This window comes from Streptomyces sp. NPDC046870, from assembly GCF_040704595.1.
GTDB classification, from domain to species: Bacteria; Actinomycetota; Actinomycetes; order Streptomycetales; family Streptomycetaceae; genus Streptomyces; species Streptomyces argyrophylli.
Window position 1 is genome coordinate 34,619 of sequence record NZ_JBEYXM010000023.1, and the last position, 24,514, is coordinate 59,132.

The window sequence follows — 24,514 nt, forward strand, 5'->3', positions numbered from 1 at the left end:
CGTACCCGTACGGCGACATGCGACGACGCCTGCCCAGTCGTCCGGTCGGGGACAGGCGGGCAGGCGCCGTTCATGTTCCGTACGCCTTTGTACGGGACGTCTGTGCGGGACCTCAGGTCCGTTGTGTGCGCGTCAGACCGCCAGGGCGCGGTCCGTCGGGCGGATCGGGGCCGGCAGGTCGCTGGCTCCGGTCAGGAAGCGGTCGACTCCGCGGGCGGCCGAGCGGCCCTCCGCGATCGCCCACACGATGAGGGACTGGCCGCGGCCGGCGTCACCGGCGACGAACACACCCGGCACGTTGGTCTGGAAGTCGGCGTCGCGGGCGATGTTACCGCGTTCGTCGAGGTCCAGGCCGAACTGCTCCACCAGGCCGTTCTCCCGGTCGGTGCCGGTGAAGCCCATGGCGAGGGTCACCAGCTGGGCCGGGATCTTGCGCTCGGTGCCCGGCTTCGGGGTGAGCCTGCCGTCGATGAACTCCACCTCGGTGAGGTGCAGCCACTGCACGTTGCCGTCCTCGTCGCCCTCGAAGTGGGTGGTGGACACGGAGTAGACCCGCTCGCCGCCCTCCTCGTGCGCGCTGGTGACCTTGTAGAGCATCGGGAAGGTCGGCCAGGGCTGGTTGGTCGGGTGCCGCTCGTCGTTCGGGCGGGGCATGATCTCCAGCTGGGTGACGGAGGCCGCGCCCTGCCGGTGGGCGGTGCCCACGCAGTCCGCGCCGGTGTCGCCGCCGCCGATGACGACGACGTGCTTGCCCTCGGCCGAGACCGGCGGGGCGACGTAGTCGCCCTCCTGGACCTTGTTGGCCAGCGGCAGGTACTCCATGGCCTGGTAGACGCCCTTGAGCTCGCGGCCGGGCACCGGCAGGTCACGGGCGGTCGTGGCGCCGACGGCCAGGACGACCGCGTCGTACCGCTTCCTCAGGTCGCGGGCGTTGATGTCGCGGCCGATCTCCACACCGGTGCGGAAGCGGGTGCCCTCCGCGCGCATCTGCTCGATACGGCGGTTGATGTGCCGCTTCTCCATCTTGAACTCGGGGATGCCGTACCGCAGGAGGCCTCCGACGCGGTCCGCGCGCTCGTAGACGGCGACCGTGTGGCCGGCCCGGGTCAGCTGCTGGGCGGCGGCGAGGCCCGCGGGGCCGGAGCCGACGACCGCGACCGTCTTGCCGGACAGGCGCTCGGGGATCTGCGGGGCGACGTCCCCGGTCTCCCACGCCTTGTCGATGATCGAGACCTCGACGTTCTTGATGGTGACCGGCGGCTGGTTGATGCCCAGCACGCACGCCGACTCGCAGGGTGCGGGGCACAGGCGACCGGTGAACTCCGGGAAGTTGTTGGTCGCGTGCAGCCGCTCCTGGGCGGCGGCCCAGTCCTCGCGGTAGGCGTAGTCGTTCCACTCGGGGATCAGGTTCCCCAGCGGACAGCCGTTGTGACAGAAGGGGATGCCGCAGTCCATGCACCGGCCGGCCTGCTTGCTGATGATCGGCAGCAGGGAGCCGGGGACGTAGACCTCGTTCCAGTCCTTCTTGCGCTCTTCGACGGGACGGGTCTTGGCGACCTCACGGCCGTGCTTCAGGAAGCCCTTCGGGTCAGCCATTGATCGCCGCCTCCATCATCTTCTCGGTGATCTCGGTCTCGGTGAGACCGGCTCGCTCGGCGGCGTCCTTGGCGGCGAGCACTGCCTTGTACGTGCTGGGGATGATCTTGCTGAACCGCTCCACGGCCGTGTCCCAGTCGGCGAGCAGCTTCTCGGCGACCGTCGAGCCGGTCTCCTCGGCGTGGCGGCGCACCACGTCGTGCAGCCACTGCTTGTCGGTGTCGTCCAGCGCCTCGACGGAGCCGGCGTTGCCGGCGTTGACGTTGTCGCGGTCGAGGTCGACGACGTAGGCGATGCCGCCGGACATGCCCGCCGCGAAGTTGCGGCCGGTCGGGCCGAGGACGACCGCGTGACCGCCGGTCATGTACTCGCAGCCGTGGTCGCCCACGCCCTCCGAGACGACCAGCGCGCCGGAGTTGCGGACGCAGAACCGCTCACCGGTGCGGCCGCGCAGGAACAGCTCGCCGCCGGTGGCGCCGTAGGCGATGGTGTTGCCCGCGATGGTCGAGTACTCGGCGAGGTGGTCGGCGGCCCGGTCCGGGCGGACGACGATCCGGCCGCCGGAGAGGCCCTTGCCGACGTAGTCGTTGGCGTCGCCCTCCAGGCGGAGCGTGACACCGCGCGGCAGGAAGGCGCCGAAGGACTGGCCGGCCGAGCCCGTGAAGGTGATGTCGATGGTGTCGTCGGGCAGGCCCGCGCCACCGAACTTCTTCGTCACCTCGTGGCCGAGCATGGTGCCGACCGTGCGGTTGATGTTGCGGATGGCGACCTGGGCGCGCACCGGCTGTGCCTCGGTGGCGTCCGAAGCGCCGAGCGCGTCGGCGGCGAGCTTGATCAGCTCGTTGTCCAGGGCCTTCTCCAGGCCGTGGTCCTGGGCGACCAGCTGGTGGCGGGCCGCGCCCTCGGGCAGGTCCGGCACGTGGAACAGCGGCTCCAGGTCCAGGCCCTGCGCCTTCCAGTGGTCGACCGCGCGCTCGACGTCGAGCACCTCGGCGTGGCCGACGGCCTCCTCGATGGAGCGGAAGCCCAGCTCGGCGAGGAGCTCGCGGACCTCCTCCGCGATGAACTGGAAGAAGTTCACCACGTACTCGGCCTTGCCGGCGAAGCGGTCGCGCAGCGTCGGGTTCTGGGTGGCGATGCCGACCGGGCAGGTGTCCAGGTGGCAGACGCGCATCATCACGCAGCCGGAGACGACGAGCGGCGCGGTCGCGAAACCGAACTCCTCGGCGCCCAGCAGGGCGGCGATGACCACGTCACGGCCGGTCTTCAGCTGGCCGTCGGTCTGCACGACGATGCGGTCGCGCAGGCCGTTGAGCAGCAGGGTCTGCTGGGTCTCGGCGAGGCCGAGCTCCCAGGGGCCGCCCGCGTGCTTCAGCGAGGTCAGCGGGGAGGCACCCGTGCCGCCGTCGTGACCGGAGATGAGCACGACGTCCGCGTGCGCCTTGGACACACCGGCCGCGACCGTGCCGACGCCGACCTCGGAGACCAGCTTCACGTGGATCCGCGCCTGCGGGTTCGCGTTCTTCAGGTCGTGGATCAGCTGGGCCAGGTCCTCGATGGAGTAGATGTCGTGGTGCGGCGGCGGCGAGATCAGGCCGACGCCCGGCGTCGAGTGCCGGGTCTTGGCGACCCACGGGTAGACCTTGTGGCCGGGCAGCTGGCCGCCCTCGCCGGGCTTGGCGCCCTGGGCCATCTTGATCTGGATGTCGTCCGCGTTGACCAGGTACTCGGAGGTCACGCCGAAGCGGCCGGAGGCGACCTGCTTGATCGCCGAGCGGCGCGCCGGGTCGTACAGGCGCTCCGGGTCCTCGCCGCCCTCACCGGTGTTGGACTTGCCGCCCAGCTGGTTCATGGCGATGGCGAGGGTCTCGTGCGCCTCCTTGGAGATGGAGCCGTACGACATCGCGCCCGTCGAGAACCGCTTGACGATCTCGCTCGCCGGCTCGACCTCGTCGAGGGGGATCGGCTGCCGGCCGGACTTGAAGCCGAACAGGCCGCGCAGCGTCATCAGGCGCTCGGACTGCTCGTTCACCCGTCCGGTGTACTTCTTGAAGATGTCGTACCGGCCGGTGCGCGTGGAGTGCTGGAGGCGGAAGACCGTCTCCGGGTCGAACAGGTGCGGCTCGCCCTCGCGGCGCCACTGGTACTCGCCGCCGATCTCCAGCGCGCGGTGCGCCGGGGCGATGCCGGAGGCCGGGTAGGCCTTGGCGTGGCGGGCGGCGACCTCCTGGGCGATGACGTCGATGCCGACGCCGCCGATCTTGGTGGCGGTGCCGTTGAAGTACTTCTCCACGAAGGTCTCGTCCAGGCCGACGGCCTCGAAGACCTGGGCGCCGCGGTAGGAGGCGACGGTGGAGATGCCCATCTTGGACATGACCTTCAGGACGCCCTTGCCGAGGGCGTAGATCAGGTTGCGGATGGCCTTCTCGGGCTCGATGCCGTTGATGAAGGTGCCCGCGCGCAGCAGGTCCTCCACCGACTCCATCGCCAGGTACGGGTTGACGGCGGCGGCGCCGTAGCCGATGAGCAGGGCGACGTGGTGGACCTCGCGGACGTCGCCGGCCTCGACCAGCAGACCCACCTGGGTGCGCTGCTTGGTGCGGATGAGGTGGTGGTGGACGGCCGCGGTGAGCAGCAGCGACGGGATCGGCGCGTGCTCGGCGTCGGAGTGCCGGTCGGACAGGACGATCAGGCGGGCGCCGTTCCCGATCGCCGCGTCGGCCTCGGCGCAGATCTCCTCGATGCGGGCGGCGAGGGCCTCACCGCCGCCGGAGACCCGGTACAGACCGGACAGCGTGGCGGCCTTGAAGCCGGGCATGTCGCCGTCGGCGTTGATGTGGATGAGCTTGGCCAGCTCGTCGTTGTCGATGACCGGGAAGGGCAGCACGACGGACCGGCAGGAGGCGGCGGTCGGCTCCAGCAGGTTGCCCTGCGGGCCCAGCGACGAGCGCAGGGAGGTGACCAGCTCCTCGCGGATCGCGTCCAGCGGCGGGTTGGTGACCTGCGCGAACAGCTGGGTGAAGTAGTCGAAGAGCAGCCGCGGGCGCTCGGACAGGGCCGCGATCGGCGAGTCCGTACCCATCGAGCCGATGGGCTCGGCACCGGCCTTGGCCATCGGCGCCAGGATGACGCGCAGCTCCTCCTCGGTGTAGCCGAAGGTCTGCTGGCGGCGGGTGACGGAGGCGTGCGTGTGCACGATGTGCTCGCGCTCGGGCAGGTCGGAGAGCTCGATCTCGCCGGCCTCCAGCCACTCGGCGTACGGCTTCTCCGCGGCGAGGGACGCCTTGATCTCGTCGTCCTCGATGATGCGGTGCTCGGCGGTGTCGACGAGGAACATCCTGCCGGGCTGGAGGCGGCCCTTGCGGACGACCCTGGCCGGGTCGATGTCGAGGACGCCGACCTCGGAGCCGAGGACGACGAGGCCGTCGTCGGTGACCCAGTAGCGGCCGGGACGCAGGCCGTTGCGGTCGAGCACGGCGCCGACCTGGGTGCCGTCGGTGAAGGTGACGCAGGCGGGGCCGTCCCAGGGCTCCATCATCGTGGAGTGGAACTGGTAGAAGGCACGCCGGGCCGGGTCCATGGAGTCGTGGTTCTCCCACGCCTCCGGGATCATCATCAGCACGGAGTGCGGCAGCGAACGGCCGCCCAGGTGCAGCAGCTCCAGGACCTCGTCGAAGGAGGCGGAGTCGGAGGCGTCCGGGGTACAGACCGGGAAGATCCGCTCGATGTTCTTCTCGTCGGAACCGAACAGGCTGGAGACGAGCTGGGACTCGCGGGCGCGCATCCAGTTGCGGTTGCCCTTGACGGTGTTGATCTCACCGTTGTGCGCGACGAAGCGGTACGGGTGCGCGAGCGGCCACGACGGGAAGGTGTTGGTGGAGAACCGGGAGTGCACGAGCGCGATCGCGGAGGCGAAGCGGCGGTCGGACAGGTCCGGGAAGAAGGGCTCCAGCTGGCCGGTGGTCAGCATGCCCTTGTAGACGATCGTCCGGGCGGACAGGGACGGGAAGTAGACCCCGGCCTCGCGCTCGGCGCGCTTGCGCAGCACGAACGCCTTGCGGTCCAGCGCGATGCCCTCGCTGGCGCCCTCGGTGACGAAGACCTGCCGGAAGACCGGCATGGTGGAGCGGGCGGTGGCGCCCAGCAGTTCGGGGGCGACCGGGACCTCGCGCCAGCCGAGGACGGTCAGCCCCTCTTCGGCGGCGATCGTCTCGATGCGTGAGACGGCGTCCTCGGTCCCGTCCTCCGGCAGGAAGGCGATGCCTACGGCATAGGAGCCGGCCGCGGGAAGGTCGAAACCGGCCACTTCGCGGAGGAAGGCGTCCGGCACCTGCGAGAGGATGCCCGCGCCGTCGCCGGAGTCGGGCTCGGAACCGGTGGCACCACGGTGCTCCAGGTTGCGCAGGACGGTGAGGGCCTGCTCGACCAGGGTGTGGGACGCCTCGCCGGTGAGGGTGGCGACGAAACCGACGCCGCACGCGTCGTGTTCGTTGCGGGGGTCGTACATACCCTGCGCAGCAGGGCGAGCATCCATGAACGACCAGTTCTGGCCATTCGCGGAGTGCTGGGACGGCTGGCGCGGCGTACGCATCGGCTCTCCCGTCGTCGTCATGTGGCATGTGGCAGGTGCCGAGGGACGACGTTGGCCCTCTGCGTTGATCTGCGATGAGATCAAAATTTCGTGCAGGTTACATGATGGAGCGGTTCTCGGGAACCGGAAACACCGTTCCAACATGCGGACGCCGCGGTCGCGGCTCCGGTGCCGCGCGGACGCGACGGGCGCCGTGCGGTGGCGGCGCGGTGCCGTGCCAGGACGGCGGTGCCGTGCGGTGGCGGCGGGGGCCGTGCGGTGGCGGCCGACGGGTACGGGGGGGCGTTGCGGACACGATCGGTCGGATCGGCGTCCGGCGGCCCGAAGGGGGGTTTCGGGGAAGAGCGTCATCGCCCGCCCCGCGGGGGTGCGGCAGGCGTCATTGCCCACAGCGCTTACGGCTCATGCCCGGTGGTCATGCACTCGAAACCAGCGAGTAACGGGTACTTATGCGGCCCATCGCATAGGTACCGGTCGCACTATCCTACGGCCGTTCCGAACACGGTGCCCAGGAGGTACGTCACACCGGCCGCCGCACCACCGAGCGCGAGCTGCCGAAGACCGCTGAACCACCAGCTGCGCGCGGTCACCTTGGCCACGACGGCACCGCACCCGAAGAGACCGGCGAGGGCCAGCAGGACGGCGGGCCACAGCGCGGTCGCACCGAGCAGGTACGGCAGGAGGGGCAGCAGGGCGCCGAGCGCGAACGAGCCGAAGGACGAGACGGCGGCGACCAGCGGCGAGGGCAGGTCCCCGGGGTCGATGCCCAGTTCCTCGCGGGCGTGGATCTCCAGGGCCTGCTCGGGGTCGGCGGAGAGCTGCCGGGCGACCTGCCGGGCCAGGCCCGGCTCGACCCCGCGGGCCACGTACAGCGCGGCCAGCTCGTCCTCCTCGTCCTGCGGATGCCTGCGCAGCTCGCGGCGCTCGACGTCGAGTTCGGCCTCGACGAGCTCCCGCTGGGAGGCGACGGAGGTGTACTCACCGGCCGCCATGGAGAAGGCGCCGGCCGCGAGACCCGCGAGACCGGTGATGATGATGGTGTGCTGGCTCACGGACCCGCCGGCCACGCCCGTCATCAGGGCCAGGTTGGAGACGAGACCGTCCATGGCGCCGAAGACGGCGGGACGCAGCCATCCGCCGTTCACGTCGCGGTGCGTGTGGTTGTCGCGGTGCGCCTCGTGCAGCGCGGCCTCGGTTTCGAGAATGGCCATCCGGGACCCCCAGGGAAGCTAAGCCAAAGCTAACTTTGGACGAGTTCTATATTTCGACAACACAGAACTTACGCTCTTCATTTCGCTCGCGCCAGCAAGGAAAGGCTGGGCTAACCTGCGGCTTCGCCCACCAGCGCTCAAATGTGCGATTGCCATCTCAGATGCTGACCGGGTGACAGAGCCGCGCCCCTGGCTCATGCGGCCGCCTCCCGTGGGACACATCCGCAGAGGGTCCCGTGGGACCCGCCGAAGGAGGCCGCCCATGGCATCGATCGCCCGCACCCCCACGGCCCCGGTGCCCGGTGACGCCCCCCGACTCCGCGAGCGGGCCCGCGGCGCGCTGCTGGGCCTGGCCGTCGGGGACGCGCTGGGCGCACCGGCGGAGAACCTCAGACCCTCCGAGATCCGCGCCCGCTGGGGCCGGATCACCGGGTACGTCAGCGAGCAGCCGTACGGCACGGACGACACCGAGTACGCGATCTTCTCCGGTCTGCTGCTGGCCCGGCACGGCTCGGCGCTCACCCCGGAGCACGTCGAGACGGCCTGGCACGAGTGGATCGCCGACCGGGCGGAGGGTCCCTTCCGCGGCGCGGGCTTCAGCGAGCGCGGCACGCTGGAGAACCTCCGCCGTGGCCTCGCCGCCCCCATCTCCGCGCAGCACCGGCACGCCTGGAGCGACGGGCTGGCGATGCGGGCGGCGCCCTTCGGGGTCTTCGCCGCCGGGCGTCCCGCCGAAGCGGCCCGGCTGGTGGCCGTCGACGGCTCCGTCAGCCACGAGGGGGAGGGCATCTACGGCGGCCAGGCGGTCGCGGCGGGCGTGGCCGCGGCGATGACCGGCGCGGCGGTCCCGGTGGTGATCGCCGCGGCCCTCGCGGTGATCCCGGACGACTCCTGGACGGCGCGCTCCCTGCGGCGCGCGGTGTCGGTGGCGCACCGCGGCGAACGCGCGGTGCGCTCCGCGGTCGTCATCGGCGGCTACCCCTGGACCGACCTGGCCCCGGAAGCGGTCGCCCTCGCCTTCGGCGCGTACGCGGCGGCCGACGGCGACTTCCGGGAGGCGGTCCTGACGGCCGTCAACATGGGCCGCGACGCGGACACGACGGCGGCGGTGGCGGGCGCCCTCTCCGGCGCCACCCAGGGCCTCCCGGCGATCCCGCCGCACTGGTCGTCCGCGATCGGCCCGGCCCGGGGCCGCTGCCTGCCGTCCATCGCCGGCCACCACGTGCTGGACGTCGCGGACCTCCTGCTGACGGCGGCGGAAGCGGGCAGGGAAGGGGCGGCAGCCGGGGTGGCGGGGAAACGGGAGGTCATCCCGGCGGCCGTGGCGGCGCCCCTGGCCGCGGTCCTGCCGGCGGCCGTGGCGCAGGGGGAGCGGGCAGCGGCCGACGGTGTGACGGAGCCGGCCGAGCTCCTCCCGCTGCCCGACGCCGTCCGGCCGACCGAACTCCTCCCCCTGCCCGACGCCGTCCGGCCGACCGAACTCCTCCCGTCACCTCCCCCCGCCTCTGAGCCGACCGGGTCGGATGGTGGGCGGGCGGGGGACCGCGGGGCCGGGGAGCGGAGCCCGCTGGTGGGCACCGGGCACGCCGGGCAACCGGACGGCGAGGGCCGGTCATGACGGCGCGCCGTATCGAGGGCCTCCTCCTCGGCCTCGCCGCCGGGGACGCCGCCGGCTGGCCCGCCGCCCGGCACCGCGCCGCCCGCATGCCCGAGTGGACCCGCCGCCTCACCCGGGAACTGGACACCTTCGCCGAGCAGAACGCCACCACCACCCTCCCGGTGCCGATCGCCCTCAACCAGCCCCCCGAACCGCTCCGCCTCGGCCCCTCCGACGACGCCGAGTGGGCGGCGTTCGCCGCGGAGGCGGTCCTGCGCGCCGGCGACGACGACGTCCTCGGCGACCTCAGCCGGGCCCGCCGTATGCGCGCCGCCATCGACCTCACCTGGACCGCCGTGGCCTCCGAGGTCGCCGCCGCGGCGGACCGCGCCCCGGAGATCGAGTCCGCCGTCCTGCCGCTGCGCGCCCGCATCTCCGTCCGCGCCGGCCTCGGCAACCTCGCCACCGGCCTGCGCCCGCCCGCCACCGGCCACGACAACCCGCACTACTTCGACGACGCGGCCTGCGTCCGCGCCTGCGTCCTCGCCGTGGCACACCCCGGCGACCCGCGGCAGGCCGCCGCGCTCGCCGAGTTCGACGCCCGCTACACCCAGGACGGCGACGGCGTGCACGGCGCGCGGGCCATGGCGGCGGCCCTCTCCCTCGCCCTCGCCGACGCGGACACCGACGCCTGCGTGACCGCCGCGCTCGCCGAACTCCCGGCGGACACCGAGATCGGCCGCAACGCCCGCCACGCCCTGGCCCTGGCCGAGGACAGCGGGTCCGCCTTCGCCCTCGTCCCCCTCCTGGAACACCAGATCGTCGACCACGTCTACAGCTACGGCATCGCCGCCGCCGAGACCGTCCCCGTCGCGCTCGCCCTGGCCACCGCGGCCCGGGGCCGGATCGCCGAGGCCGTACCGGCCGCCGCCTGCCTGTCCCGGGTCGCCGACTCCGCGCCCGCCCTCGCCGGCGCGCTCACCGGCGCCCTCGGCGGCGGCGCGGCCGTTCCCGCGACCTGGCGGGACGCCTGCCGCGTCCTGCCCGGCTGCACCCTGCCCCGTCTCACCGGCACCGACCTGGTGGAACTCGCCGGACTCCTGGAAGCCGCACAACCGGCCCGCCCAGGAGGATGATTCGGGGCATGACGCCCAAAGAAGAAGAAAGCAGCGGCCCCGCCCCGAACGGTCTCGCCGACCGCGTCACCGCCGCGCTGGTGGGAGCCGCCGTGGGTGACGCCCTCGGCGGCCCGGTCGAGGGCTACTCCCCCGACCAGATCGCCGAGCGGCACGGCGGTCGCGTGCGCGGCATCGTCGGTCCCTGGCACGGTGACGCCTGGCGCACCGCCCGTCCCATCGCGCCGTACCACAAGGGCGACGGCCACGTCACCGACGACACCCTGATGACACACGCGCTGGTCCGCGTCTACGACCGCGTCCGCGACCACCTCGACGCGTACGCGATCGCCGAGCACCTGGTCCCGGACCTGATGACCACCCCCCGCTGGATCCCCGAACTGGAGGCCGAGGCCCTGCCGCTGCACCGCCTCTTCCTCGCCGAGAAGTGGCTGGTGGCCAGGCTCGCCTACGGTCACGCCGACCCCCGGGAAGCGGGCACCGGCAACATCGTCAACTGCGGCGCCGCGATGTACATGGCCCCGGTCGGCCTGGTCAACGCGGCCCACCCGGCCGCCGCGTACGCCGAGGCGCTGGACGTCGCGGGCGCGCACCAGTCGTCGTACGGCCGGGAGGCGGCCGGTGTGTTCGCCGCGGCGGTGGCCGCCGCCACCGCCCCCGGCGCGACCCCCGGCTCGGTGGTGGACGCCTGCCTGTCGCTGGCCAAGGACGGCACCCGCACGGCGATCGAGAAGGTGTGCGAAGTCGCCGCCCGGCACCGGGACTTCGAGTCGGCGCTCGGTCCGCTGCGCGCGGCGGTGGAGCCGTACGACACCGTCGGGCCGGACTACCGCGCCCCCTCCCTCGCCGCCCGCCGCCCCTCCCGGCTGCACTCCATCGAGGAACTCCCGGTCGCGCTGGGCATGCTGGTCGTCTCCGGCGGCGACTACCGGCAGGCCGTGCTCGGCTCCGTCAACTACGGCCGTGACTGCGACTCGATCGCGACGATGGCCGGCGCCCTCGCGGGCGCGCTCGGCTCGCCCGCCCCCGAGGAGTGGGCGAAGACGGTCGCCGACGCCAGCCGGCTGGACCTGTGGGCGCCGGCCCGGACGCTCACCGAGGTCACGTGCGAGATCTTCGACCGGGACGTCCGCCGCCGGCGCGCCCACGGGGAGGCGTTCACCGCGCTCGGAGGCCGGCCGTGCTCCGACTGACCTGGGTCCAGCCGGAGGACCTGCTGGGCCACGAACTGCGCCAGGCCCGCCTGGACGGGCGTGAGCCGAAGGCGATCGAGGCGCGCTGGCGGGCGGCGGGCGGCCCGGACGCCCCGGAGTGCGCGGGCGCGTCCCCGCACCGCGTCTCCCGCTACCTGCGCCTGCTGGCGGAGGACCTGCTGGACGAACTCGCCGATCTGCCCAGCCGCTTCGCCGACGACGAGCCGACCGACCTGGCCCGCATCAGGTCCCGGTGCCCCGACTGGCCCACCGGACGGTCCGCCACCGCACCGGACCCCCGCGCCCTGGAGGCCGCCTGGCTCGGCCGGGCCATCGGCTGTCTCCTCGGCAAACCGGTCGAGAAGCTCCCGCTCGACGGCATCCGCGCCCTCGCCCGGGCGACCGGGAACTGGCCCCTCTCCACCTGGTTCACCGCCCGGGGAGTCCCCGGCGACCTGCTGGCCGCCCACCCCTGGAACCGCCGTTCGGCCGCCACCTCGCTCGCCGAGAACATCGACGGCATGCCCGAGGACGACGACCTGAACTACCCCCTGCTCAACCTCCTTCTGCTCCAGCGCCACGGCAGGGCCTTCACCACCGACGACGTGGCCCGGCTCTGGCTGGAGGAACTCCCGCCCGGGCGTACCTTCACCGCCGAGCGCGTCGCCCACCGCAACCTGCTCACGGGCATCGAACCCCCGCACACGGCCCGCCACCGCAACCCGTTCCGCGAGTGGATCGGCGCGCTGATCCGCGCCGACATGCACGGCTGGAGCAACCCGGGCGACCCGGCCGCCGCCGCCGAACAGGCCCACCGCGACGCGGTCCTCACGCACACCGCGAACGGCGTCTACGCGGCGATGTTCACGGCCGCCGCCATCGCCACGGCCGCCACCGGCACGCACGACGTCCACGCCTGTCTGCGCACCGGCCGCGCGGTGGTCCCGGCCCGCTCCCGCCTGGCGAAGGCGATCGACCACGCCGTCCGGCTGGCCACTGTCACGGACGACTTCGACGACGTCGTGGACGAACTCCACGCCGTCTACGGTCCCACCCACCACTGGGTGCACGCCCTGCCCAACACCGCCCTGACCGTCGCCGCCCTCACCCACGCCGGCGGCGACTTCACCGGCTCCGTCTGCCGTGCCGTGTCGGGTGGCTGGGACACCGACTCCAACGGCGCCACCGCCGGAAGCATCGCCGGCCTGCTCGCCGGCTCCCCCGGCGCGCTCCCCGAGCGCTGGCGGGCCCCGCTGAAGAACCGGCTCGCCACGACCGTCGCGGACTTCGACGGCACCGGCTTCGACGCCCTCGCCCACCTCACCCACCTGGAGGCGACCCGACCATGACCCACATCGCCGTCCTCGGCAGCACGAACATGGACCTCGTCACGTACGTCGCCAAGGCCCCGCGGCGCGGGGAGACCGTGACGGGACGGGAGTTCCGTACGATCCCCGGCGGCAAGGGCGCCAACCAGGCGATCGCCGCGGCCCGCGCCGGCGCCACCGTCTCGATGATCGGCGCGGTCGGCAACGACGCCTTCGGCGCGCGGCTGCGCGACACCCTCGAACACTCGGGCGTGGACACCGACTTCCTGCGCACGGTCGAGGGGCCGTCCGGCACCGCGCACATCGTGGTGGACGACGAGGGCGGCAACGCGATCGTCGTCATCCCCGGCGCGAACGGCACGGTCGACCACCTCTGCCCCGGCGACGAGGGAGTGATCGCGACCGCCGACGCCCTGCTGCTGCAACTGGAGATCCCGCGGGCGGCGGTCGTCGCGGGCGCGGAGGCGGCCCGCCGGCACGGCGTCCGCACGGTCCTCACCCCGTCCCCCGTCCAGCCGCTGCCACCCGAACTCCTGAGGGCGATCGACCTGTTGGTGCCGAACGAGTACGAGGCGGTCACCCTCACCGGCCGCACCGACCCGCGCGAGGCGGCCGCCGCCCTGCTGGACCTGGTGCCGGAGGTCGTGGTGACGCTGGGTGCCACGGGCTGCCTGTACCTGACCCGGGGCGCCGAACCGCTCGTCGTCCCCGCGCCCCCCGTGCGGGCCGTGGACTCCACGGGCGCGGGCGACACGTTCGCCGGTACGTTCGCGGTGGCCCTCGCCGAGGAGAAGCCGGTGCGGGAGGCCCTGTCCTGGGCGGCGGCAGCGGCGGCGATCTCCGTCCAGCGGGAAGGCGCGTCGACGTCGATGCCGTACCGCCCGGAGATCGAGGCCCAGTACAGCGCATGAACACGACGAGATCGACACCTACGACGGCTGGAACGGCTGCGACCGCCGCGTCGGCACGGACGTCCCCGGCCCTGGACGGGCTGCGGGTGCTGGACCTCGCGACCCTCTTCGCCGGGCCGATGGCCGCGACGCTGCTCGGTGACTTCGGCGCCGAGGTGATCAAGGTGGAGCATCCCCGGCGGCCCGACCCGTCCCGGGGCCACGGTCCGGCCAAGGACGGCGTCGGCCTGTGGTGGAAGGTGCTCGGCCGCAACAAGCGGGCCATCACCCTCGACCTGTCCACGCCCGGCGGGCGGGCCACCCTGCTGCGGCTGGCCGCAACCGCCGACGTGGTGATCGAGAACTTCCGCCCCGGAACCCTGGAGAAATGGGGCCTCGGCTGGCCGGAGCTCTGCGCGGCCAACCCCCGGCTGGTCCTGGCCCGGGTGACCGCGTTCGGCCAGTTCGGCCCCTACGCGCACCGCCCCGGCTTCGGCACCCTCGCCGAGGCGATGAGCGGCTTCGCCGCGGTCACCGGCGAACCGGACGCGCCACCGACGCTGCCGCCCTTCGGTCTCGCCGACTCGATCGCCGGCCTGGCGACCGCCTATGCCGTGCTGACGGCGCTGGCCGCGCGCGAGCGCACCGGCACCGGACAGACGGTCGACATGGCGATCATCGAACCGATCCTGTCGGTCCTCGGCCCCCACGCCACCTGGTACGACCAGCTCGGCTACGTCCAGGAGCGCACCGGCAACCGGTCCGCGAACAACGCCCCGCGCAACACCTACCGCACCGCCGACGGCACCTGGGTCGCCGTCTCCACCTCCGCCCAGTCGGTCGCCGAGCGGGTGCTACGGCTGGTGGGCCGCCCGGAGCTGATCGAGGAGCCGTGGTTCGCCACCGGCGCGGACCGGGCCGCCCACGCCGATGTGCTGGACGAGGCGGTCGGCTCCTGGATCGCCGGCCGCACCCGTGCCGAGGTGCTCGCGGCCTTCGAGGAGGCGGAGGCCGCGGTGGCCCCGGTGCAGGACGTCCGGGACGTCCTCGTGGACCCCCAGTACCAGGCGCTGGACACGGTCACCACCGTCGACGACCCGGAACTGGGCCCGCTGCGCATGCAGAACGTCCTCTTCCGGCTCTCCGCCACGCCCGGCGCGATCCGCTGGGCCGGCCGCCCGCACGGCGCCGACACCGACGCCGTGCTCGCCGAACTCGGGCTCACCCCGGCCGCCGTCGCGGCGCTGCGCGCGGAGGGCGCCCTGTGACCGGCTTCCCGCTCACCTGGCTCTACGTCCCCGGCGACCGCCCGCATGTGGTGGCCAAGGCCCTGGCGGCGGGCGCCGACGTGGTCGTGGTCGACCTGGAGGACGCGGTCGCCCCCGACCGCAAGGAGTACGCCCGCGCGGCCACCGCGGAACTCCTGGCGGAGCCCCGGCCGGTCCCGGTGCACGTGCGCGTCAACGCCCTGGACAGCGTCTGGGCCGCCGCCGACCTCCATGCCCTGGCCGGTCTGCCGGGCCTGTGCGGCGTACGGCTGCCGAAGGTGACGGCCCCGGGCGAGGTGCGGCAGGTCGCCGTGGTCACACCGGTCCCGCTCTACGCGCTCCTGGAGTCGGCGCTCGGCATCGAGCACGCCTACGCCATCGCCACCGCCCACCCCGCCCTGCGGGGCATCGCCCTGGGCGAGGCCGACCTCCGCGCCGACCTCGGGGTACGGGCCGACGCGGGTCTGGACTGGCCGCGCTCCCGGGTGATCGTCGCCGCCCGTGCGGCGGGCCTGCCCCCGCCCTCGCAGACCGTCTACCCGGACATCCGTGACCTCGACGGCCTGGCCGCCTCCTGCGCCCACGGCCGGGCGCTCGGGTTCCTGGGCCGCGCCGCGATCCACCCCCGCCAGCTGCCGGTGATCGAGCGGGCCTACCTGCCCTCGCAGGCCGAGATCGAACACGCGGAGACGGTCATCAAAGCGGCCTCGGTGAACGAGGGCGCCCAGGCCCTGCCCGACGGCCGCTTCATCGACGCGGCGGTGGTGGCGATGGCACGGCGGACGCTGTCGCTGGCTGCCCGCGGCTGACCCTCCGCACGCGCCGAGGGCGCCCGGAAGACCTCCGGGCGCCCTCGGCGTCGTGCCACGAACGGGTTCAGCTCTTCTCGGCCGGCGCCGCCTTCTGCTCGCCCTCCGCGTCGGCATCGGCGTCCGTGCCGGCGCCGGCCTCCGCGTCCTTGCCGGCGCCGGCCTCCGCGTCCGTGCCGGCCGCCGTGTCCTCGACCGGGTCGCCGGAGACCCCCGGCTCGACCACGGCTTCCCGTCCCGGCCGCTTCTTCGACGACACCACGATGTACGTCACCGCCAGCAGGAAGACGAGCAGCGCGGTCCAGTCGTTCAGACGGAGGCCCAGGATGTGGTGGGCGTCGTCCACCCGCATGTACTCGATCCAGCCCCGGCCCACGCAGTACGCGGCGACGTACAGGGCGAACGCCCGGCCGTGCCCCAGCTTGAAGCGGCGGTCCGCCCAGATGACCAGCAGGCCCACGCCGACGCACCACAGGGACTCGTAGAGGAAGGTCGGGTGGTAGTACCCCGGCACCCGGCCGCCCTCGGAGGAGGTGATGTGCAGCGCCCAGGGCAGATGGGTCTCGCGGCCGTACAGCTCCTGGTTGAACCAGTTGCCCCAGCGGCCGATGGCCTGCGCGAACGCGATGCCGGGCGCGACGGCGTCGGCGTACGCGGGCATCGGGATGCCGCGGCGCCGCGCGCCGATCCAGGCGCCGAGCGCGCCGAGCGCGATGGCGCCCCAGATGCCGAGGCCGCCCTCCCACACCTTGAAGGCGTCCACCCAGTCACGGCCGTCGCTGAAGTACAGCTCGTAGTCCGTGATGACGTGGTAGAGCCGGCCGCCGACCAGGCCGAACGGCACGGCCCAGACGGCGATGTCGGCGACCGTGCCGGACTGCCCGCCGCGGGCGATCCAGCGCTTGTTGCCGAACCAGACGGCGACGAAGACGCCGATGATGATGCAGAAGGCGTAGCCGCGCAGCGGGATGGGGCCGAGGTGCCATACCGCGTGCGACGGGCTGGGAATGGAGGCAAGGTTCATGGGGTTCATGGCATGTCCGACGCTACCGTGCCGGGCCGTGGGGACGGCAAGCGGACCGGCTACGGGTCCATAACGGGGGCGTGAGAAACGCTTACCCGCGCGCGGCGGCCTCCACCAGTTGCCTGAGTTTGGCCGGGGTCATCGTCTGGTCCTGGTAGATGTTCTTGCCGCCGAGCAGCACCGTGGGCGTACCGGTGAAGCCGCCGGACCGGAACGCCTGGTTGGACTTGTCCACCCAGCCGTCGTGCCTGCCGTCCCGGACGCACGCGCGGAAGGCGGGCGTGTCCAGGCCCTTGACCTTGCCGGCCAGCTCGATCAGCTTGTCGTTGCCCGCGAAGGCGTCGTCGGTCTCCTTCGGCTGGTTCGCGTACAGCACGTCGTGGTAGTCGCGGAACTTCCCGGCGTCCTGGGCGCAGGCCGCGGCGTTGGCGGCGCGCAGCGAGCCGGTGCCGCCGAGGTTGCCGTCGATCAGCCGGACGAGGTGGTACTCGATCCTGAGCTTGCCGGCGTCGGCCAGTTCGTGGAGGGTCGGCCGGTACGCCGCCTCGAAGGCCTGGCAGGCCGGGCAGCGGAAGTCCTCCCAGACGGTGAGCGTCGACCTGGCGCCGTCCTTGCCGACCGGGATCGCGAGGCCGTCCTTGCCCTGCGCCCCCGACGGTGCGACGGCCGGGCCCGCGCTGGTGCTCTTGTGCTTGCCGGCGTTCGCGGCGACCACGCCGATCACCGCCGCCAGCCCCAGGACACAGACGACGCTCGCGCCCACGATGAGCGTGCGCCGCCGCCTCTCCGCGGCCTTCTGCTTCTCGCGCTCGACCGCCAGCCGTTCCCGGGCGGTGCGCTTTCCGTCACGGTTCTTCTCGCTCACACCCCCAGAACGAACCGGGGAGGCGCAGCGCGCCTCCCCGGCCCGAGGTCCACCCGTTCGAGTGACCGAAACATCCGGTTCGGGACGTTCGCCGTCGGTCACTGCCGTCCGTCACGCCTGTCCGCGCACGCCTTTCGCCAGCTCACCGGCCAGCTCACGGACCGCCGCGATGCCGGAGGCGTGATCGGGGGCGTCCAGCATCCGCTTGACGAACGCCGAGCCGACGATCACGCCGTCGGCGAAACCGGCGACCTCGGCGGCCTGGGCCCGGTTGGAGACGCCGAGACCGACGCAGACGGGCAGTTCGGTACCGGTGGCGCGGGTGCGCCGGACCAGGTCCTGGGCCTGCGTGCCGACGGACTCGCGGGTGCCGGTGACGCCCATGAGGGAGGCCGCGTAGACGAAGCCGCTGCCCGCCGCGGTGATCTGGGCGAGCCGCTCGTCCTTGCTGCTCGGCGCCACGACGAAGACCGTGGCGAGGCCGTGCTTCTCGGCGTGCTCCCGCCACGTCGCCGACTCCTGCACGGGCAGGTCGGGCAGGATGCAGCCCGCGCCGCCCGCCTCGGCCAGCTCGGCGGTGAACCGCTCCACGCCGTAGCGGTCGATGGGGTTCCAGTACGTCATGACGAGCACCGGCTTCCCGGTGGCCTCGTGGGCCTCCCGGACCGTGCGCATGACGTCGGCGATCCGCACCCCGCCCCGCAGGGCGATGTCGTCGGCGGTCTGGATGACCGGGCCGTCGAGCACCGGGTCGCTGTGCGGCAGCCCGACCTCGACGACGTCGGCGCCGCCGTCGAAGACGGCCTTGATCGCCTCGATGCCGCCGTCCACGGTGGGGAAGCCGGCCGGGAGGTAGGCGATGAGCGCGGAGCGGCCCTCGGCCTTGGCGGCGGCGAGGGTGTCGTTCAGCAGCTGTGCGTTCCCGCTCACTTGGCGTCCCCCTCGATCTCGGCGGTGTCGGCTTCGTCGGCGGCCACCTCGGCGTCGGGGTCGTAGAGGCCGAAGTACCGGGCGGCGGTGTCCATGTCCTTGTCGCCGCGTCCGGACAGGTTGACGACGATCAGGCCGTCCTTGCCGAGTTCCCTGCCGACCTCCAGGGCGCCGGCCAGCGCGTGGGCGCTCTCGATGGCCGGGATGATGCCCTCGGTGCGCGACAGCAGGCGCAGGGCCTGCATGGCGGCGTCGTCGGTGACCGCGCGGTACTCGCCGCGGCCGGAGTCCTTCAGGTAGGAGTGCTCCGGGCCGATGCCCGGGTAGTCCAGGCCGGCCGAGATGGAGTACGGCTCGGTGATCTGGCCCTCGTCGTCCTGGAGGACGTAGGACCGGGAGCCGTGCAGGATGCCGGGCTCACCGGCGGTGAGGGTGGCCGCGTGCTCGCCGGTCTCGATGCCGTGGCCGGCGGGCTCGCAGCCGATGAGGCGGACGCTCTCGTCCGGGATGAAGGCGTGGAAGAGGCCGATGGCGTTGGAGCCGCCGCCGACACAGGCGACGGCCGCGTCGGGGAGACGGCCGGCGCGCTCCAGGAGCTGGCGCCGCGCCTCCACGCCGATCACCCGGTGGAAGTCGCGGACCATGGCCGGGAACGGGTGGGGTCCGGCGACCGTGCCGAAGAGGTAGTGGGTGTGGTCGACGTTGGCGACCCAGTCGCGGAACGCCTCGTTGATGGCGTCCTTCAGGGTGCGGCTGCCGGACTTCACGGCGACGACCTCGGCGCCGAGCATGCGCATGCGGGCGACGTTGAGGGCCTGGCGCCGGGTGTCGACCTCGCCCATGTAGATGGTGCAGTCGAGGCCGAACAGCGCGCAGGCGGTGGCCGTCGCCACGCCGTGCTGGCCGGCGCCGGTCTCGGCGATGACCCGGGTCTTGCCCATGCGCTTGGTGAGCAGGGCCTGGCCGAGCACGTTGTTGATCTTGTGGGAGCCGGTGTGGTTGAGGTCCTCGCGCTTGAGGAACACACGGGCGCCACCGGCGTGTTCGGCGAAACGGGGCACCTCGGTGAGCGCCGACGGGCGGCCGGTGTAGTGGACGAGCAGGTCGTCGAGCTCACGGGCGAACTCGGGGTCGTGCTTGGCCTTGTCGTACTCGACGGCGACCTCGTCCACGGCGGCGACGAGGGCCTCCGGGATGAACTTGCCGCCGAACGCGCCGAAGTAGCCCTCGGCGCTGGGCACCTGGCCGGCGGGATCGGGGATGAAGAACTCGCTGGGCATGCGGAAACCTCACGGTGAGTGCGGTGGGACAACACTGATCGCCGTGGGGGCGGGGCCGGTCGTACGGCCTCGGGCCGGGTGTGGTTGCTCGCGCACACGCGGCGGTGGCCGCACGTCAGACAGGAATCCCGCGCCCCTTCGGGGCGCGCTGCCATCGGCGTCCGTTGACCTGCCCGGGTTCGTCGCCGATGACGTACCGGACGCGACGGCCGTGCACGCGGCGCGCGGGAGCGCGGCAGCCACGCGGACGGCAGCCGCGCGCCAGGCGCGCGTGCCGGTCCACGGTCGTCACGGTGAGAGTCATCGCCGCCAAGCCTAGCGTGATCAGCCGCGCCCGTGCCGCAGTGCCGGGTGCTCGCCGGCCGCCACCAGGTCGGCGACCGCCGCCTTCGGGTCGCGGCCGGTCACCAGGGACTCGCCGACCAGCACCGCGTCGGCGCCGGCGTTGGCGTACGCGATCAGGTCGTGCGGGCCGCGGACGCCGGACTCGGCGACCTTCACGAGGGTGTCCGGGATCTCCGGGGCGACCCGCTCGAACGTGCCGCGGTCCACCTCCAGCGTCTTCAGGTTGCGCGCGTTGACGCCGATGACCTTGGCGCCCGCGTCCACGGCCCGCTCGACCTCGTCCTCGTCGTGCACCTCGACGAGGGGGGTCAGGCCGATGGACTCCGCCCGCTCGATCAGCGACTCCAGGGCCGGCTGGTCCAGGGCGGCCACGATCAGCAGCGCGAGGTCGGCGCCGTACGCCCGGGCCTCCCAGAGCTGGTACGACGTGACGATGAAGTCCTTGCGCAGGACGGGGATGTCGACCCGCGCGCGCACCGCCTCCAGGTCGGCGAGCGAGCCGCCGAAGCGGCGCTGCTCGGTGAGGACGGAGATGACGGCCGCGCCGCCCGCCTCGTAGTCGGCGGCGAGTCCGGCGGGATCGGCGATCGCGGCCAGCGCGCCCTTGGAGGGGCTGGAGCGCTTCACCTCGCAGATCACCTTGACGCCGTCGCCCTTGAGCGCGGCCACCCCGTCCTTGGCGGCGTGGGCCTTGGCCGCGCGCTCCTTGAGCTCGTCGAGGGTGACGCGTGCCTGCCGCTCCGCGAGGTCGGCACGGACTCCGTCGATGATCTCGTCGAGCACACTCACGCGAGCGGCCCCCTTCCAGACGGTGGTTCCTTCAGGTTCTGAAAACCCGTGGTCAAACCGATGGTATCCGCAGCAGCGCCGAGGCCTCGCATCCGGTGGCGGCCGGTCCCACTACCTGGACGTTCGTTGATGATCAAGGATGGAGCCAGCCACCGAACGGCAGGTTCCGGACGACGGTGAACACCAGCAGCAGGACGCCCGCCGCCCACAGCGGTGCCGGTCCGGGCTCGATCCGCACCGGTCGGCCGCGTGCCGCGCGGACCACCCAGACGGTCCACAGCACGGCGAAGCCCAGGTAGGCCAGCACGCCGAGCGCGTTGTCGCGCAGCGCCCCGAGCAGATCGCCGTGCACGAAGGCGTGCGCGCTCCGCAGTCCCCCGCAGCCCGGGCAGTACAGCCCGGTGAGCCGGTACAGCGGGCACACGGGGTAGTGCCCGGGTTCGTTCGGGTCCACGGCCCCCACGTACGCGAAGGCCCCGGCCACGGCCGCCAGCAGGGCCACCGGCACGGCGATCCGCCGCCAGACGGGGACGAGGGCGGCGACCGGTCGGCTGTGGACGTTCACGCGGGCATTCTGCCCCGCCGGTCACGGACCCGCCTCACCCGGCGAACGCGAGGGGCGGTCCGCAGCACCCGTTCGGCTGCCGGACCGCCCCTCGCGGAAGACCCTGACTCAGCTATTCGCGGCCGCCGGCTCGCGCGTCGCGGCGGGCGCGGTGTGCGGCAGGGCGCGCTCCTGCTTGGGCTGGCCGAGGCCCATGGCGCGCATGATGCCGCCGACCACACCACCGAGGAGGGTGAGGGCGATGCCGGCCCAGAAGCCGACGGGCTGGGCCATCACCATGAAGGCACCCGCGACGCAGAAACCGATGAAGGCGATGATGACACCGGTCCAGGCGGCCGGGGTGTGACCGTGGCTGCTGCCCGCCATGACTTGCTCCTCGTTGCTGTCTGTGTGTCGTACGAGCCGGACGCTCGCCGTCCATTGTCCCGTACGCGTGCGTGTGCCGGACGCGGGGGTGGCGTCTGGTTCACCACATCCGGGATTCAGGCGCCCGTCGGGTCCTCGCCCCGGTCCAGCGCCTTCCAGATCTCCTCGGGCCGCTCCGGGTCGACCGGCCGGGCCGTGCGCCGCGGGCGGGCGGTGCCGCGCTCGTAGCGGCCGGACATCGCGGGCCACAGGCGGCCGTAGCGCAGGGCGAGCAGACCGGCGAGCAGGAGCAGCACGCCGCCGGCGGCCGCGACGTAGGGCCAGCCGGTGTGGCTGAGGGCATCGACCGTGGCGGAGGTGTCGCCGCTCGCCTTGGCGGCCTGCTCGTCCAGCGCGGAGCTGTCGGAGGCGGACACGAGGGCCGCGGCGGCGATCCCGGCGCCGGAGAGCGCGAGCAGCCCCGAGACGAGGAACCGGCCGGCCCTGCGGACGGCGAAGACGGCGACGAGCGCGGCGAGGCCCACTATGGCGAGGGCCGCGGGGACGCCCGTGACGTCGCTGCCCCTGGCGGTCAGCGGGAACGCGCCGCCGGCCACCGTCGCGGTGCCCTCCGCCCAGCGCTGCCGGGTCGCGAGCAGCGTCACGGCCGCGCCGAGCGCACCGCACAGGAGGGCCACGGCGAGGCTCCGCCGGCCGGACCGGGCGGACGCGGCGGCTTGGGAACGGGGGTCAGGTACGGCAGTCACATACCCCACTATCGCCTGAACCCCGGGTGAGGCGTCACCCGGGGTTCGTATGAGAAGCGTCCTACGCGCGAGCCGGAGCGCCCTGCTCGCCCAGCCGGTTGGCGGTGTGCACCGCCCGCAGCACCGCCGCCGCCTTGTTGCGGCACTCCTGGTCCTCCGCGACCGGGTCGGAGTCGGCGACGATGCCGGCACCCGCCTGGACGTAGGCCGTGCCGTCACGGAGCAGGGCCGTGCGGATGGCGATCGCGGTGTCGGAGTCGCCGGCGAAGTCCAGGTAGCCGACGCAGCCGCCGTACAGGCCGCGCCGGGACGGCTCCAGTTCGTCGATGATCTGCATCGCCCGGGGCTTGGGGGCGCCGGAGAGGGTGCCGGCCGGGAAGCAGGCGGTGAGCACGTCGAAGGCCGTGCGGCCGGGGGCTACCCTGCCGGTGACGGTCGAGACGATGTGCATCACGTGCGAGTAGCGCTCGACGGACATGAAGTCGACCACCTCGACGGAACCGGGCTCGCAGACCCGTCCGAGGTCGTTGCGGCCGAGGTCGACGAGCATCAGGTGCTCGGCACGTTCCTTGGGGTCGGCGAGGAGTTCCTCGGCGAGGGCCTGGTCCTCCTGCGGGGTGGCCCCGCGGTGCCGGGTGCCGGCGATGGGGTGGACCATCGCGCGTCCGTCCTCGACCTTCACCAGCGCCTCCGGGGAGGAGCCGACGACGTCGAACCCGTCGAAGCGGAAGAGGTACATGTACGGCGAGGGGTTGGTGGTCCGCAGCACCCGGTAGACGTCCAGGGCGGTGGCCGTGCACGGCGTCTCGAAGCGCTGGGAGGGCACGACCTGGAAGGCCTCGCCCGCGCGGATGCGCTCCTTGACGTCCTCGACGGCCCGCTGGAAGTCGGGGCCGCCCCAGCGGGCGGTGTACTCGGGCAGCTCGGAGGGCGGCAGGTGGGCCGGGGGCTGGGCGACCGGGCGGGAGAGGTCGGCCTCCATGGCGTCGAGGCGGGCGACGGCGTCCGCGTACGCCTCGTCGACGCCGGTGTCGAGGTCGTTGTGGTTGATCGCGTTGGCGATCAGCAGGACCGAGCCCTCCCAGTGGTCCATCACCGCCAGGTCGCTGGTGAGCAGCATGGTCAGCTCGGGCAGCCGCAGGTCGTCACGCTCGCCGGGGCCGATCTTCTCCAGCCGGCGGACGATGTCGTAGCCCAGGTAGCCGACCATGCCGCCGGTGAAGGGCGGCAGGCCCTCCTGGTGCGGGGTGTGCAGGGCCTGGAGGGTGGCGCGCAGGGCCGCGAGGGGGTCGCCGTCGGTGGGGACGCCGACGGGCGGGGTGCCGAGCCAGTGGGCCTGCCCGTCCCGCGCGGTGAGCGTGGCGGCGCTGCGGACGCCGACGAAGGAGTAACGGGACCAGGAACGGCCGTTCTCCGCGGACTCCAGCAGGAAGGTGCCGGGACGCTCGGCTGCGAGCTTGCGGTACAGCGCGACCGGGGTGTCGCCGTCGGCGAGCAGCTTGCGCGTGACCGGGATGACGCGCCGGTCGGTGGCCAGCTTGCGGAAGGTCTCCAGTTCCATGGCCGCGACCTTACTGACCGGATCCGGGTGCGCCGGAACCGGCGTCCTTCAGGAGCACGTCGGCGTCGAAGCAGGTGCGGGCGCCGGTGTGGCAGGCGGCGCCGACCTGGTCGACCTTGACCAGCAGGGTGTCGGCGTCGCAGTCCAGCGCGACCGACTTCACCCACTGGACGTGGCCGGAGGTGTCGCCCTTGACCCAGTACTCCCGGCGGCTGCGGGACCAGTAGGTGCAGCGGCCGGTGGTCAGCGTGCGGTGCAGGGCCTCGTCGTCCATCCAGCCGAGCATGAGCACCTCTCCGGTGTCGTACTGCTGGGCGATGGCGGGGACGAGCCCGTCGGCGCTGCGCTTGAGCCGCGCGGCGATCTCCGGGTCGAGGCTGCTGGGCGGGAGGGCACCGGTCGCACTGGTCATGGGTCACATTGT

At 73.1% G+C, this 24,514-nt stretch carries 19 protein-coding genes and 1 pseudogene; 7 read left to right on the forward strand and 13 right to left on the reverse strand.

The window, feature by feature from the left end; all coding sequences use genetic code 11:
• Positions 1-132: 132 nt before the first annotated feature.
• From AB0946_RS33075 to AB0946_RS33085, 3 genes are all read right to left on the reverse strand, one after another.
• On the reverse strand, positions 133-1,596 hold the full coding sequence (locus AB0946_RS33075) for a glutamate synthase subunit beta (RefSeq protein WP_366764372.1): 1,464 nt from the start codon (positions 1,594-1,596) through the stop codon (positions 133-135).
• On the reverse strand, positions 1,589-6,187 hold the full coding sequence (gene gltB / locus AB0946_RS33080; RefSeq protein ID WP_366764454.1) for a glutamate synthase large subunit: 4,599 nt from the start codon (positions 6,185-6,187) through the stop codon (positions 1,589-1,591). Before gltB ends, AB0946_RS33075 begins: the two co-directional genes overlap by 8 nt.
• Positions 6,188-6,666: 479 nt before the next feature.
• Positions 6,667-7,398 (reverse strand): VIT1/CCC1 transporter family protein, encoded by a 732-nt coding sequence (locus AB0946_RS33085; protein WP_366764373.1) that lies wholly within the window; start codon positions 7,396-7,398, stop codon positions 6,667-6,669.
• Between the two features lie 262 nt (positions 7,399-7,660).
• Here AB0946_RS33085 and AB0946_RS33090 point away from each other — a divergent pair.
• The 7 genes and pseudogenes from AB0946_RS33090 to AB0946_RS33120 all read left to right on the forward strand — a co-directional run.
• Positions 7,661-8,647 (forward strand): annotated as a pseudogene (locus AB0946_RS33090) (ADP-ribosylglycohydrolase family protein); the annotation flags it as partial.
• Between the two features lie 365 nt (positions 8,648-9,012).
• A complete protein-coding gene (locus tag AB0946_RS33095) occupies positions 9,013-10,131 on the forward strand; it encodes an ADP-ribosylglycohydrolase family protein (protein ID WP_366764374.1) in 1,119 nt (372 codons plus the stop codon).
• A gap of 8 nt (positions 10,132-10,139) precedes the next feature.
• Positions 10,140-11,324, forward strand: a complete 1,185-nt coding sequence (locus AB0946_RS33100; protein WP_366764375.1) for an ADP-ribosylglycohydrolase family protein — start codon at positions 10,140-10,142, stop codon at positions 11,322-11,324.
• The gene (locus tag AB0946_RS33105; RefSeq protein WP_366764376.1) at positions 11,312-12,673 is read left to right on the forward strand and encodes an ADP-ribosylglycohydrolase family protein; all 1,362 of its coding nucleotides are present in this window, start codon (positions 11,312-11,314) and stop codon (positions 12,671-12,673) included. Before AB0946_RS33100 ends, AB0946_RS33105 begins: the two co-directional genes overlap by 13 nt.
• Positions 12,670-13,563 carry a ribokinase gene (rbsK, locus tag AB0946_RS33110; RefSeq protein WP_366764377.1) on the forward strand — a complete coding sequence of 298 codons (894 nt, stop codon included), beginning with the start codon at positions 12,670-12,672 and terminating at the stop codon, positions 13,561-13,563. The genes AB0946_RS33105 and rbsK overlap by 4 nt, the downstream gene beginning before the upstream one ends.
• Positions 13,560-14,810 (forward strand): CoA transferase, encoded by a 1,251-nt coding sequence (locus AB0946_RS33115; RefSeq protein WP_366764378.1) that lies wholly within the window; start codon positions 13,560-13,562, stop codon positions 14,808-14,810. Before rbsK ends, AB0946_RS33115 begins: the two co-directional genes overlap by 4 nt.
• Complete coding sequence (locus AB0946_RS33120; protein ID WP_366764379.1) at positions 14,807-15,619, forward strand: CoA ester lyase; 813 nt, start codon at positions 14,807-14,809, stop codon at positions 15,617-15,619. Before AB0946_RS33115 ends, AB0946_RS33120 begins: the two co-directional genes overlap by 4 nt.
• Positions 15,620-15,686: 67 nt before the next feature.
• Here AB0946_RS33120 and lgt read toward each other — a convergent pair whose 3' ends face one another.
• From lgt to hisI, 10 genes are all read right to left on the reverse strand, one after another.
• A complete protein-coding gene (gene lgt, locus AB0946_RS33125; RefSeq protein WP_366764380.1) occupies positions 15,687-16,643 on the reverse strand; it encodes a prolipoprotein diacylglyceryl transferase in 957 nt (318 codons plus the stop codon).
• Between the two features lie 91 nt (positions 16,644-16,734).
• On the reverse strand, positions 16,735-17,508 hold the full coding sequence (locus AB0946_RS33130; RefSeq protein ID WP_366764381.1) for a thioredoxin domain-containing protein: 774 nt from the start codon (positions 17,506-17,508) through the stop codon (positions 16,735-16,737).
• Between the two features lie 111 nt (positions 17,509-17,619).
• Complete coding sequence (gene trpA, locus AB0946_RS33135) at positions 17,620-18,438, reverse strand: tryptophan synthase subunit alpha (RefSeq protein WP_366764382.1); 819 nt, start codon at positions 18,436-18,438, stop codon at positions 17,620-17,622.
• Positions 18,435-19,718 carry a tryptophan synthase subunit beta gene (gene trpB / locus AB0946_RS33140; protein ID WP_366764383.1) on the reverse strand — a complete coding sequence of 428 codons (1,284 nt, stop codon included), beginning with the start codon at positions 19,716-19,718 and terminating at the stop codon, positions 18,435-18,437. The genes trpA and trpB overlap by 4 nt, the downstream gene beginning before the upstream one ends.
• 324 nt (positions 19,719-20,042) lie before the next feature.
• On the reverse strand, positions 20,043-20,852 hold the full coding sequence (gene trpC, locus AB0946_RS33145) for an indole-3-glycerol phosphate synthase TrpC (protein WP_171157252.1): 810 nt from the start codon (positions 20,850-20,852) through the stop codon (positions 20,043-20,045).
• Between the two features lie 133 nt (positions 20,853-20,985).
• Positions 20,986-21,417 (reverse strand): DUF2752 domain-containing protein, encoded by a 432-nt coding sequence (locus AB0946_RS33150; protein WP_366764384.1) that lies wholly within the window; start codon positions 21,415-21,417, stop codon positions 20,986-20,988.
• A gap of 108 nt (positions 21,418-21,525) precedes the next feature.
• Positions 21,526-21,783, reverse strand: coding sequence for an HGxxPAAW family protein (locus AB0946_RS33155; RefSeq protein ID WP_366764385.1), 258 nt, complete (start codon positions 21,781-21,783; stop codon positions 21,526-21,528).
• A gap of 116 nt (positions 21,784-21,899) precedes the next feature.
• The gene (locus AB0946_RS33160; protein ID WP_366764386.1) at positions 21,900-22,538 is read right to left on the reverse strand and encodes a TIGR02234 family membrane protein; all 639 of its coding nucleotides are present in this window, start codon (positions 22,536-22,538) and stop codon (positions 21,900-21,902) included.
• A 52-nt stretch (positions 22,539-22,590) separates the two neighbouring features.
• Positions 22,591-24,090, reverse strand: a complete 1,500-nt coding sequence (locus AB0946_RS33165; RefSeq protein WP_366764387.1) for an anthranilate synthase component I — start codon at positions 24,088-24,090, stop codon at positions 22,591-22,593.
• A 10-nt stretch (positions 24,091-24,100) separates the two neighbouring features.
• Positions 24,101-24,502 (reverse strand): phosphoribosyl-AMP cyclohydrolase, encoded by a 402-nt coding sequence (gene hisI / locus AB0946_RS33170; RefSeq protein ID WP_366764388.1) that lies wholly within the window; start codon positions 24,500-24,502, stop codon positions 24,101-24,103.
• Between the last annotated feature and the right edge of the window lie 12 nt (positions 24,503-24,514).